Annotated in this window: 12 protein-coding genes and 1 pseudogene; 7 read left to right on the top strand and 6 right to left on the bottom strand. The window is 50.5% G+C overall.

The features are described 5' to 3' along the window. From OEY64_08545 to OEY64_08520, 6 genes are read left to right on the top strand one after another with little or no spacing between them, the layout of a single operon-like run. Window positions 1-1689 (top strand): hypothetical protein, encoded by a 1689-nt coding sequence (locus OEY64_08545; protein MDH5542995.1) that lies wholly within the window; start codon window positions 1-3, stop codon window positions 1687-1689. Between the two features lie 9 nt (window positions 1690-1698). Next, window positions 1699-2040, top strand: a complete 342-nt coding sequence (locus OEY64_08540; protein ID MDH5542994.1) for a hypothetical protein — start codon at window positions 1699-1701, stop codon at window positions 2038-2040. A 2-nt stretch (window positions 2041-2042) separates the two neighbouring features. Beyond that, a complete protein-coding gene (locus OEY64_08535) occupies window positions 2043-3026 on the top strand; it encodes a hypothetical protein (protein ID MDH5542993.1) in 984 nt (327 codons plus the stop codon). A 43-nt stretch (window positions 3027-3069) separates the two neighbouring features. Further along, complete coding sequence (locus OEY64_08530; GenBank protein MDH5542992.1) at window positions 3070-3846, top strand: hypothetical protein; 777 nt, start codon at window positions 3070-3072, stop codon at window positions 3844-3846. A 3-nt stretch (window positions 3847-3849) separates the two neighbouring features. Further along, window positions 3850-4980 carry a discoidin domain-containing protein gene (locus tag OEY64_08525; protein MDH5542991.1) on the top strand — a complete coding sequence of 377 codons (1131 nt, stop codon included), beginning with the start codon at window positions 3850-3852 and terminating at the stop codon, window positions 4978-4980. Between the two features lie 51 nt (window positions 4981-5031). Then, entirely contained in the window at window positions 5032-6423 is a 1392-nt protein-coding gene (locus tag OEY64_08520; GenBank protein ID MDH5542990.1) for a hypothetical protein, read from the top strand. A 36-nt stretch (window positions 6424-6459) separates the two neighbouring features. Here the strand turns inward: OEY64_08520 and OEY64_08515 are convergent, their stop codons facing one another. From OEY64_08515 to OEY64_08490, 6 genes and pseudogenes are all read right to left on the bottom strand, one after another. Then, window positions 6460-7710 (bottom strand): serine hydroxymethyltransferase, encoded by a 1251-nt coding sequence (locus OEY64_08515; GenBank protein MDH5542989.1) that lies wholly within the window; start codon window positions 7708-7710, stop codon window positions 6460-6462. 146 nt (window positions 7711-7856) lie between these two features. Beyond that, a pseudogene (gene rpiB, locus OEY64_08510) lies at window positions 7857-8294 on the bottom strand (ribose 5-phosphate isomerase B). A 108-nt stretch (window positions 8295-8402) separates the two neighbouring features. Continuing rightward, window positions 8403-9623, bottom strand: a complete 1221-nt coding sequence (gene amrB / locus OEY64_08505; protein MDH5542988.1) for an AmmeMemoRadiSam system protein B — start codon at window positions 9621-9623, stop codon at window positions 8403-8405. A gap of 52 nt (window positions 9624-9675) precedes the next feature. Continuing rightward, a complete protein-coding gene (pseG, locus tag OEY64_08500; protein MDH5542987.1) occupies window positions 9676-10716 on the bottom strand; it encodes a UDP-2,4-diacetamido-2,4,6-trideoxy-beta-L-altropyranose hydrolase in 1041 nt (346 codons plus the stop codon). Window positions 10717-10718: 2 nt separating this feature from the next. After that, a protein-coding gene (prfB, locus tag OEY64_08495) for a peptide chain release factor 2 (GenBank protein MDH5542986.1) occupies window positions 10719-11868 on the bottom strand; the annotation gives its coding sequence in 2 pieces (ribosomal slippage) (window positions 10719-11801 and window positions 11803-11868; 1149 coding nt in all). Continuing rightward, the gene (locus OEY64_08490; GenBank protein ID MDH5542985.1) at window positions 11869-12441 is read right to left on the bottom strand and encodes a hypothetical protein; all 573 of its coding nucleotides are present in this window, start codon (window positions 12439-12441) and stop codon (window positions 11869-11871) included. Window positions 12442-12519: 78 nt separating this feature from the next. Between OEY64_08490 and ruvX the strand changes: the two genes are divergently transcribed. Then, on the top strand, window positions 12520-12895 hold a 376-nt coding region (gene ruvX / locus OEY64_08485), incomplete at its 3' end, for a Holliday junction resolvase RuvX (protein MDH5542984.1).

Genomic DNA, 12895 nt, shown 5'->3' with positions numbered 1-12895 from the left:
ATGCCGATTGATGGCATGGAAGGGTGGTTTATGGTTGCTGATGACCTCGGAAACAGTTATCCGGTACAGAGCGCCGTTGCCGATTTCAATTTTGTAGCGGGAGAACATTACCGGCTCTTCGTGCCGGACGGCAGATACTCTCCATGCGACTCCAGGCTTCTCCCATACAGAACCTCCAAAAGATGGGCTTCCGCTAGTGAACTGGCAAAGAGTAAGCCGGCAACAGCTTCAGCAATGTATCTATGGGGGGAGAGGATGGGGGGCGCATATGCCCTCGACAGAAAAAAGGTGATATCGAAAATCGCGTACGGCCTCGCATATTTCCAAGATGCCAGTTGCGCACTGCTTCCGCAGGAGCACTCATATTCGGTCGGTGATTGTGTTGCAGTCATTCATGATCTCAAGGATGAGAAGAACTGTCTTCTACCACGGGACGGGGAGCCGTGGGTAGCAGGGTATGGATGCGGACAGAAACCGAAAACAGGCTGTGCGTCAAGGAACGAGAGTTGGAGCGGTTACTCCCCTTCGACGGCCGATATTGAAAACGGCGGCGGGCATCCGAATGAGGAGGACGATCATCCGGGATATTTCATATTCAGCAAAATTAAAACCGATCCGCTCGACTACGAAGTTTGGGATAACGGAAGTTTTCAAATTAACAGGTGGGACGTAAAGCTTTCCGATATCTATGTAAAAGAAGGTTTCCCGTTTGGAATCCCGGCAGGCATCGCTGTCAATGGCGGCTCGCTTGCTGTTGAGACCGCGGTGCTGGAGGAGGGTTTCACTGTGGCGAGGGATGATTACGCATCGGTGAAATTTCCAAGGCCGATATATTTTCAAAAGTCGGACAGCCCGATAATAATATCCCCTCCCGTTGCAGTCTCTTCTGAGGTGAGTATTCCGCTTTTCTGTTCCGGTAAGGACCTGAACATGTCTGTGAATCTTTTTACCTCCGATACTTACGATCATTACATTGACGTGGATGGCTATGGAACCGGCCTTCAACTCCCGGCCTGCATGATACTTACGTTCAGCAAGGCCCCATACCCCGATTATCTGGACGGTTCAACAATAAACACGAGTTGGTATACATCGGAACCAGGGATGCCGGCGTATTCATCGGTATGCGAAGTAAATCTTGATCTCCATTTTTCCCTTCTTTATGTTTCCCCAGGGAGCGCTGATTTTTCAAGTTTGAGAACTTCTCTCCCTTCCGCTCATAACGGGCGGTTTGGATTGTTCAGGAGCAAGCCGAGAAGGGACGCCGAAGGACATCCAATCGGTTTCGCCTCCGGGTTGCTAACCGATATGGCGTTCAATGTTCCGATGTCGGGAGATGAAAACGATTTCGATAATATCGGAAACCTCCTGATGAGATGTTTTGATTCAGGCGGAGCCGACGTGACGCCGCCCCCATCACCATCAGGGGAATACGGAGTTTTTCCGGGCTACTTTGAAATAAACAGCGGGTCGGATGTCATAAGAAATATCGCGGCAGATTTTTCCGCCGCCTATCCTTTTGTTTTCAACGAAGAGGTTAACCCGGAACGGATATTCCCGAAGCTGTCAAAGATTTCCTTCTACGCCCAAGGGAAGATTCACGATATCGATTATTCGCCGGGGGGAGTTTCATTCAGGGCGAACCCGGTGAAGCTTGAATGCAAAAATCTTGAATTCTTTTATTTGTAGGGGGATGTTATGGCGACACTTTTCAGTTTGAACGATGCGGGACTTTTTCTTGAGGTTCCGGGGTTCGAGGCGTTGCGCCTGAAAAACAGGGTGGTCTCTATTGAGACGCTGGAAGGGACCGATTCAAGGATGGTCGGTTCTTCGGCTTCGGACCTTTCGTTTGCGCTGGAGACGGAGCTGGACAGGGACAAGCTCTTTGTTCTCTACCGATATTTTCAAAATGGCGCGCCTGTCGGCTATTCGGAACCGCTTGCTGAGTATGCATGTCTTGTAAGTTCCTTCGAGAGCAGGCGGAAATCCGATAACTGCTATGCGGTGAAAATCAGCCTTGCCGTAACAGGAGAAATTTAATAATGATCTCCCTTTTTCCGGTAAGCGCCGTCATTGCCAACAAAGAGGTGGTGGAGACCCTGACCCGAAGCTCCGTTCCGCAAACATTGCCTGAACCGAAAAAGATAATGAAGCGCTTAAGAGCGGTCTGGGACGACGGGGCGGCTGTAACCGACCTCGGGGTTATCGCCGGTTTCAGCGGCAGAACTTCCTTCTCCGGCACATTCGCATCGCTCACGATAGCATGGCCGGACGAAAAGAATCCCCGAACATCGGGGGGGTGGCAGAACCTCCTTGTGCCGGGAGATTTCGACAGGATACGGATCTACCTTGTCGCGCATACAGTTAGCGGTGAAAAGGAAATTCCCCTTTTGACCGGTGTGCCGTTCCCCGGCGGGATAACGGAAAGCTACGGCGCGGAGACAGTGGAGATACGGATTGATGATGTGACGGGCGTCGCGGGACGGATGAGCGACTACACGAAGCCTGCAATAGTTTCCACCATTCACGCCGATTACGCGGCTGATGTGGTGCTCGACCCGATAGAACATGCGACGCTCTATCCGCTGGAACCGGTCGGCGGTTGCGTAGGGAATTATCCAAACGCGCTTATGGCGGCGGACGCAATTCTGATAGGGGAGCAGGATAAATCAAATCCGCTTGTCGGGCAGAAAAGGATAAGGTACGGCGACCGCAACGGGCAGATCGTATATCGGCTGGTTGAGGATCCCGCGCCCGGTCAGCCATTCAATCCGGTTGGCATCGGCGGTGAATTTGATTTCGAGTATTCGGAATCCTCGATGGCGTCAGGTCTTGAGGTCGGCCATGCGGAATTACGTTTCTCGCTTTCAAGAATAAATCCATACATTGAGCTCGGCTCCCGTTTGAAACTGAATTTTTCGCGTGCGGGTATTTCCGAAATAGTCGAGGTGACGGAGATCGGTTACAGAGTTCAGCCGAGGGACGAGCGGATGACGATTAAAGCAAAACGGCAATCAACATTGTAGGGGCGGGTTTCAAGCACCGCCAGATCATTTACAGGAGGAAATAATGGCTGAAGATCACTTGAATATTTATTTAACGGGTGTCGCCACGGACGGCGACCCGCAATCGAATCCAAGCGCGTCGCTTGGAGGGAAGCGTTCCGGAACGGTATTAAAATCGCTTTCGGCAAGCGCGCCGTCAAACGTGACCGGTGTTGTGATAAACGATGTGCCATCGCCAAGCGGGGCCGGTTCGGCAACGCTTGGATTTACGTTCACCGGCAAACTTCTGGCCTACACTGCACCGGGAGATACGGCCGGACCCGGAGTGGATGTTTCTGCTGACGGTTCCTACGTCTTGTATTCCGACACCGCGACAAAATACATGATAGTTACCGTAACGTCGGCGAGCCTTCCGGCATCCAATCAGAGCGATAGCATTGCGCTTGCCACAATGTCGGAAAATCTTTTCGACAATGTCTTGTCGGGGGAAGCTGCTGTCGGACGCACCGAGTACCGCGCCGTGATGGTAAAGAACGATTCCGCCGCCGCCATGAATTCAATGAAGGTGTGGATCGAAACAAACACTCCGTTTGCCGACGATGCTGTAGAGATAGCAATAGAGCTTCCGGTCAGCAACGCGATCCAGAGCATTGCAAACGAGACAACCGCGCCGACCGGCCTTACCTTTTACACAGCCGCAGGGGAAGCGAACGCCCTTTCAATTGGAAACTTGGCGGCGGGAGCGGTGTATGGCCTCTGGATAAAAAGGGTAGTAAGCGTAACGAGTCAGCGGTACGCGAACAACTATTTTTCATTCACCTTCAAGGCGGACACGGTTTAAGAGATGGCATACGATATCGATTTCCTGATAGGGGGGACGGCCACAGCTTCCAGCACAAACGGCTCGAATACGCCGAGCAAGGGTTTCGATGACGACACCGGAACCAAGTGGCAAGCGAGCGCGACTACCTCTCCGCAGTGGATAAAGTATCAGCTTGCTACCGCGAAGAGGGGAGAAAAACTCCGCCTTCGCCCCGACTATTCGACAGGCGGGTCGGTGTTGCTGATAAAGAATTTCAAGCTGTACGGCTCCAACGACGATAGCGTGTGGGACAATCTGTTGACGGAAGCTACATCGACAAACGCGGATCAGTGGTTTGAGTATGCATTTTCAAATTCTACGGCTTATCTCTACTACAAGCTGGAGATCATCGACCACTGGTATACCCCCTTCAGCGCGTACTTTACTGGGATCAAGGAGATGGAGCTTATGGAGAGGCTCTATCTGGTGAAATCCACAATTCCAAGATATGACGTGCTCCAGCCGATGACAAAGACGGCCTCTTCCCGCTATTCCAATCTGCAGAGATCGGTTAAGAATTTCTCAAATATTTATTCCAATTTCCAGACGATACAAAAATATTTGCTTGCTTCATATCGTCTCCTGGTCCCGGAAGTGGAAATTTACACCTCTTCTGGTGTGAAGATCGACACTCTATATTTCGGACTTTTGAAAAGCGGCGAAATGTCGGCCGAGATGACGCTGTATCTTTGGAACCGGAAGAGCGGAACAGCGGAAGTTTTGGAGATGAAAGATGTTTACCTCTCTCTTGCCTTGACGGACGGCGAGTACAGCGGAGGTTCGCTCCCAAATGGTCAGGAAATGGTTGATGAAAAATGGCTGGAGGTAAAAAGCTCCGGCGTTTCTGGTACAGGCATTACGGACGACGCGCATTCCTTTTTTGCTCCTGTCGGCGGCGAACCGGTGAGCGAAGGGCGAAGGATCGGCAACATACCACCAGGAGCGGCGCGGCACATCCAGATGCGGTTAAATGTTCCATCGGCAGTCGACACGCCGTTCAGCGTATTTCCAAAACTGGTTGTTTCACACAGACCCGCCAATGCGGGGGGATTCGGGCATTATTTCGGTCATCGCCACGGAAAGGGGACCGATTCGGGAGCAAGTTATGGGTGACTACCCGGGAGGATTTGAAACCCTCCCTTACTATAGATAGGAGAATATAGAATGACAGTTGAATCGACAACGACGAACGGGCTGAAGAAAAGCGTTCTCGACAGCGAGTACAAGACGGAGTACGACCAGAACCTCGACCTCCTCGACGAGAACATCGGTTACTTGAGCACCCTCGCACGAATAAATCTACTTACTAATTCTAACTTCGGCGGGTGTAGCAATTCGGCGGGGATGTATTCCGCCGTCGATGGAAGCGTTTCAGCGCCCGGTGATGCCAACGAAATTTTCAGTAATGCCACGTTCACGGGGGATGCGACAGGGTGGGCTTTAGGCACCGGGTGGGCATACGGCGCGAATAATGTCGCGGGAACCGCGGCCACAGGCGCGGTGCTTCAATCAAAGACGCTTACAAAAGATGCTATTTATGAAATTAAAATTGATGTGTCTGGATATGTTGGCGGTTATATACGCTTCAATGCCGAGGGTGTATCTGGAAGTGAAGTTATAAATGCAAACGGAACTTGGTCTAGACGATTCATCGCCACGGGTTCGGCTGGGGCCAATACAGGGATATCCGTAGGTTCCGCATTTACCGGCACGATTGACAACCTCACGCTTCACGAAGTGGTGCCGGGTAAAAAAACCGGCGGTGTCCCGGTATTTGATGGATGGCGAAGCGATACCTTAGAATCGTATCGACACAGACTGACCGACCAGACAAAAGGAAAGGGACAGTATGCGGCATGGATAAAAAACAGCTCCGCGTCCGAGAGGTGGCTCTATGGGCCGTATAACTACACAGAAATTTCACATCTTAAAAAATATCAAGGGCGGACTATTACATTCGGCTGTTTTGTATATACGGAAGCCGGGAACACCGCCAAAATCGTAATTGATGATGGAACTACTGTCTCTTATAGCGATGTGGCCCAAACCGGTAGCCTTGTTTGGATCGAGAAAACTATAACAGTACCTGTCGGAGCAACGGCATTGAGATACGGCATATCGGTTACTGGTGCAATCGGTTTGAATACTTATATATCCAGACCAATGCTGATTCTTGGCTCAAAAATAGGAACAGGGAATTATTCCCCCGGTAAAAACGTTATCCATTTCGACAAGCCGGTGACGCTTACGAATTACAATGCCACATCGGTTTCCGCGAACGCGGCTATTAATCTGGAAAGCGAATCCAACGGCAAGATACCGAGAGGATGTAAGGCGGTGAAGGCGCGGCTGACCGGGAATCCGGGAGCTGTCGATACATATTTGATGCTTCGGGCAGGGAGTGCCGGAGCGGAGGGGCCGAGAGTTGATGCGGTAGTTGCGGCGAAGAATCATACCGATACCGGATGGTGTCCATGTGACAGCGACGGAAATATTTATATCGAGCGGAACGGCACGTTCGCGACGACTATTGTTATTTCAGCGGTGGAGATTTAATAACTCACCCCTAATAATTGAAGCCGGCTTGGAGCGTCAGCTTACAAGCCGGTCTTTATACAGCGGAAAGTTGGCGCAGAGCTTTTCCACTTTCTTTCTGATTTCACCGATAGCTGTTTCGTTGTCACGCTTTTCTATTGCCTCGGTTATCCATTCGGCAATCTGTGTCATCTCTTTTTCCTTCATCCCTCTCGTGGTAAGCGCAGGTGTGCCGATGCGTACGCCGCTCGTTACCATCGGTTTTTCAGGATCGAATGGGATCGTATTTTTATTAACGGTAATGCCGGCTTTTTCAAGAACCTCCTCAGCTTCCTTGCCGGTTATGTTCTTGGGTCTAAGGTCGACAAGCACAAGATGCACATCTGTCCCGCCGCTTACCAGCCTGAAACCCGCGCTCAATAAATTGTCCGCAAGGGTTTTCGCGTTTTTCAATATCTGTGCCTGATAAACCTTGAACTCCGGCTCAAGCGCGAGCTTGAAGGCAACCGCCTTCGCTGCGATTACATGCATGAGTGGCCCCCCCTGAATACCGGGGAAGATGGCGGAGTTGAGAGCTTTTGCATGTTCCTTTTTGCAGAGCACCATCCCTCCGCGCGGACCGCGGAGGGTTTTATGTGTAGTTGTTGTTACGAAATCGGAGTGCGGCACCGGGCTTGGGTGAAGCCCCGCGGCGACGAGTCCTGCGAAGTGTGCCATATCGGTCATGAGTAGGGCGCCTGTTTCATTTGCCGCCTGCGCGAAAACCTCGAAATCGAGTATGCGCGGATATGCCGACCACCCGGCGATTATCAGGTTCGGCTTGTGCTCGCGTGCTATGCGTAGGATGTCGTCCGCCTCAACTCTCTCGGTATCCCTGTTTACTCCGTAGCTGACGATGTTGTACATCCTGCCGGAGATATTAATCGGATGACCATGCGTTAGATGTCCGCCGTGGGAGAGGTCCATCCCCATGATCTTGTCACCGGGCTTCAGCATGGCGACGTAGACGCTTGTATTCGCCTGCGAACCGGAGTGTGGCTGTACGTTTGCGTGATCCGCGCCGAAGATCTTTTTCGCCCGTTCGATAGCGAGCGTTTCCGCCACGTCGACGAATTCGCAGCCGCCGTAATACCTCTTGCCGGGGTATCCTTCAGCATACTTGTTTGTCAGAACGGAGCCTTGCGCCTCGAGTACCGCTTCCTCAACAAAATTTTCTGAAGCTATCATTTCAAGTGTGGAAGACTGTCTGCGGGTTTCATCCTGTATCGACTTGAAAATTTCCGGATCCAGTTTTTCAAGAGGCGTCATTTCTTCTCCTTCTCGTTCTTTTGAGATATTTGGTCAATGGTTTCCGACACGATCTTTTTAATTCCATTTTCGTCCATCTCCTTTTTCTCCTTTATGTGTCTGGAGACTACGGCGTGGACGACATTCTTTAAATGTTCATTCTCTATTTTTCCGAGGCGGCGCAGGTGCCGTCCCCCTTCGAATTCGGCCTGGAGCCAGGTGTCGACTATCTCCCTTGCGAGACCGGGGCCTACCACGCGCCCGCCGAGAACAAGGACGTTCGCATCGTTATGCTGTCTGCTCATCTTTGCAGAAAAGACATCGTTGCAGAGGGCGGCCCGTACGTTCTCATACCTGTTCGCGGTTATGCTCATTCCGATCCCTGTGCCGCATATGAGTATAGCCCTGGAATTTTGACCGTTGGCGATACGCCCCGCCACATCATGGGCGAAATCGGGATAATCGACCGATTCTGTCGAGTTTGTGCCGATATCGTCGAATTCGATCCCTTTTTCGAGAAAGAGTTCTACTATCGCTTTCTTCAGCTCATATCCGCCATGGTCGCTTGCGATGGCTATCTTTTTTACGCTGTTTTGGGATGTCACGGTTATGTTCCTAAATTCAAATTATTAAAGAGAGATGCTATTTGATTCCATTGAGTAAATCAATACTGTATGCGGGATGGGGGGGAGTTATGAAACCGCCCCGTTTTTTCACGATTCGTGGTGGAACGCCATTGCGGCGAACGATACTGCGGAGTCGTTGTTCCCTTCCACGCTCTGACCGTAGTCGAGCAGTTCCCCCTTCTTTCCTTGCAGGAGGTCGAGCAGGATGTAAAGGGCTGGAAAACCGCAGATATTGTTTTTCGGATTTATATTCTTCACGAGTTTATGAAATTCCGGTTTGTTCACTTCGGCGACAAACGAGAGAAGTTCCCTGTCCTCCTTTTCAAGAAGTTCAAGACGCTCTTTTGTGGCTCCATCCGGCTGACCGAACCTTTTTCCGATATGCCCGAGATCTATCCCTGCAACGATGCAGAGACGGTCACCCATTTTCTCTACCGTTTTTTTAAGCGCGCTGGAAAAAGCCTGAACCCGGGCCAGGTTGAATTTCGGATGATCCAGCCCGTCTATCTCGTCCGGGAACGAGAAGAGGATAGGGACAATTTTTCTGCCTGAATCTCCACCGAAAAGTTTTTGCAGGAACAGAACCTGAAATTCGATCGAATGTTCGAACTTGTGGGCGAAGGCGTCGTTGTATATCGGCTCTCCGAAGTATTTCTCAAGTTCCCCCTGGAATTCCATGTCTATGGCGCTTCTGCCTAGCGGTGTTTCGAAATCCTTGTCTATGCAGGCGAAGAAATCCCCGCCGAGCGAATGGCCTATTCCCAGTATCAGGAATGTTTCAGCTTTTGAATCCTTGAGATTTGAAAAGGCCGCGCCAAAGGAGCGGGAGCCCGCTTTCAGGTCGATATGGGGGGCGACAATGGCGTACGGTATCTTTCCGTTCGGCTTGAATTGCGACAGGTAACTGTCAAGTTCTGCGTTTAATTCCTTGCCGTCCTTGGGGTAGCTCTGCCCGGCAAGGACTGCCGGTCGAGTATCGCTGTCAAAGAACGTTTTTATCACCGATTCCCTGTGTTTGCTGAAGTTGTCGTTTTCAAGGAAAAATGATTTGTCGAGCATCGACACCAGTTTTTCCACCTCGCTGACAGGGAGGCTCGTTTTGAACGTGCCGTTGTACGCGTCCCTTATCTGTTGCACGGTATTTTGGCCGTCCATCTGGCTGATAACCCAGTAGGCCGGAAAGGAAACGGTAAGGGTGATGTCGGTAATCCTCTGCGGATCCCTTAGGAGAATGAGTTTCTGTCCACCGTATTCGATAGGGACAGGTTCCACGATTCTGACAAGCGGTTTAGTTTCTGTAAATTCCATATTGGTTTACATTGTATTCCCCATCGCGGGGCTATCCAAGAAAAAGGTTGTTTCAGGAGAGGAATTCTGTGATCTTTTGAGCCGCTCTTTCCGCACCTTTGCCGTCGAATATTTCGCGTCCGGAAAGTCCCATTGTCACCCACTTCCTGTTCAGCGCGATGAACCGGCTGAAAACCTCCCTTAACTCTTCGTCCGAAAGTTTCGATGTATCTCCGCCGTAAATGCCGGCTCCAAGTTTTTCCCATTCTTTCGCGTTGTCGAGTTGAAAGGAATCGGTAAGGAGCACAATGAACGGAATGCCGGCTGATGCAAGCTCCATTGTCGTAATTCCTCCGGCAGTGATAGCGGCGTCGGATTTTTCAACAACTGCGGGGAAATCGTCGCTCTTTCCGATGAACTCAATTTTATGTTTTACACCGCTCCCTTTTTTTCCGGTTTCGGATCTGGCGGAGTAGAATCCGCCGACGACGGTGATGTTGAATTTTTCCGTCATGCTTTCAAGTATGCGCACCACGCGGGTTCTCTGGTCCGTTGCGTCGGAGCCCCCCATGGTGACAAGGATGTTGGGGGGACTTAGCCATGAGGGGAGCTTTCTTTTGATATTGCTGAATCTCGGACTTATCAGCGAGTAGGTAGGGCCAACCAGCATCTTCCCGCGGTAATCCCCGTATCGGCTGGTGTCCGCGGAGGGATTGTGGTTCAGAACTATATCGGAGTGGGAGTAATGCTTGTATACATCGTCCACGGCGATAATGGTAACCCCGGCCTTTTTAAGGTAATGTCGATAGGAGTCGTCCACCGAATAGGAGTCGAGTATCGTGATGGAGCAGTTAAAGTGTTTCATCTCTTCCAAGTGTACCTTGGCCGGATCGTGAATTGTCTTCAGCTCCTTACGGTATTTGAGGTTGCGCAGTTCGAAGAAGTTCGCGGGGCTTTTGTCGTTTTCTTCCATAAGGGTAAAGAATTTTACAACCCACCCAGCCTTGATCAGCTCCTGGGCGAGATTCGCAGTGCGGACCAGATGCCCAAACCCGACTTTTTTCGATCCGTCTGCCCGGATAAGAACTCTCTTTTCGTTTTTCTTTTTCGACATTATTACGCCTTCCCGCTGGTTGATCCCGAATTTGCAGGTTTCGGCTTGTTGCCGGAACTCGACAGGTACGCTTCAATGAACTGCATTATATCCCCATCGAGCACCGCTTCGGTATTGCTGGTTTCAAGGCCGGTTCTCGCATCCTTGACCATCCTGTATGGCTGAAGTACGTAATTGCGTATTTGGCTTCCAAATCCTATCTCCTTCTTCTCGCCGGAGATGGAATCGATCTTGTCCTTTTTCTTGTCCTCTTCAATTTCGAAAAGCTTGGATCGTAATACTTTCATGGCGGTCGACCTGTTCTTATGCTGGGATCTCTCAGATTGGCACTGCACAATGACTCCGGTAGGTATATGGGTAATTCTTATCGCGGAATCGGTCTTGTTTACGTGCTGTCCTCCGGCTCCCGACGCGCGATACGTGTCGACCTTTAGATCGGCTTCATCTATCTCCACCGCCACGTTGTCGTCGATCTCCGGGAGCACATGCGCGCTTGCGAAGGAGGTATGCCGTCTTTTGTTGGAATCAAACGGCGAGATGCGCACAAGGCGGTGAACCCCGGTCTCCCCCTTCAAATATCCGTATGCATATTCGCCGTCAATTGAAAAGGTGACGCTCTTAATTCCCGCTTCTTCTCCCGGCTGGTAGTCGAGCACTTCGGTTTTAAATCCGTTTTTCTCGGCAAAGCGCATGTACATCCTGAAAAGCATCTGTGCCCAATCCTGCGATTCGGTCCCCCCCGCCCCGGCGTGGACGGTAACTATCGCGCTACCGCGGTCGTATTCGCCGGAAAGCGTGAGTTTTATCTCAAGCGAGGATACTTCGTCTTCCAGTTTTTTCAGGGAGCGGTCGATCTCTTCGATCGTTTCGTTGTCCTTTTCTTCCTCCGCCATCTGGTGGAGTTGTGACGCGTCATTTACCTTCATGTATGTATCTTTGAACAGCTTAACGCGGTTTGTCAGCGCGGTTTTTTCCGCTAACAGTTTCTGTGCGGAATGGGGATCGTTCCAGAAATCCGGTTCGTGAATTTTCTTTTCCAGTCGTTCGAGTTCTTCTACCTTGCTTTCAAAGTCAAAGAAAACCTCGAAGACGTTCCATCCTGGCGGTCAGGTCGAGAAGGATTGCCTTGATTTCATCGAGTGTATGTATCATCTAAAACTTCTTTGCCGCTTCGCTGTTGGCATCAACAAGATCTTCCAGGTTCTTTTTCGCAGTCTTGAAGATGTTTTCGCCGATTATGTATATCACGGCGCGTCCGGCGGCGGTATTTACGCCGGTTATTCCGGAGAGATCCACTTTCCCGCTTTCGGCCTCTTTCACTACTTTCATTACTTCGCTGTCGGTAAAAAGTTCATCTTCCTTGTAAACGTAGGTACACTTAACGTAATCCCGCTCCTTGATCTCGTTTATAGTGGTGGAGTGGATGATGTTTTCCATTTTTACGTCCAAAGGTTTCTTGTCCTTTGAAGACATTATTCTTTTTATTTCCTTGAAATATTTTTCACTGAGGCCCTTCTTGTCAAATATTTCGTTTGGTATTTTGGAGCTTATCTCTATCTGTATCCCGTCAACCGTCAGCTTCCCTTCGCTCACCTCGTATGTGATCCCGTCAAGGAAGAAACGCCCCTCTTTTTTCGGCTTGTATTTCTTGCACATCTCGCTTCTCAAATTGGCGAGAGACGTATTGATGGTATGGTGGAAAATCTTTTCCCGCAGACCGCCCAAGAGGACCTCCTAACTGTATGATTCTTTACAGGTTATTGTTGATACCAGCAACTTTGTTGCACGTTGAAAGCTACCAGAATGCATTTGTCAAGTCAACTCGTTTTCTTTACAATGGGATATGCGGATTCTGGAGGAAAGGTAAATAAAATTAGGGTTTTAGCGCTTGATTATGGCGAAAGGCGTATTGGTGTCGCCATAAGCGACCAGTTGGGGAAAACGGCCCAGCCTCTCCGCATGATTAAAAGCGTCGGAAAACGCGTAAATATCGAGGCAGTCAAGGCGATAATTGATGAAGTCGGCGCGGAAAAGATAATTCTCGGCCTCCCTTTAAGGCTTGACGGCAGTCAGGGGACTATCTATCCAAAAGTAATGAAGTTCGGCAGGGCGCTTGAGGCTGAAACAGGCCTGAAAGTCGAGTATGTGGATGAGCGTTTCACTACTGAGGAGGCCGGGG

Source organism: Nitrospinota bacterium, assembly GCA_029881495.1.
GTDB lineage: Bacteria > Nitrospinota_A > UBA7883 > JACRGQ01 > JACRGQ01 > JAOUMJ01.
Note: the sequence above shows the minus strand (reverse complement) of the source record. Positions and strands in the feature narration are given on the sequence as shown.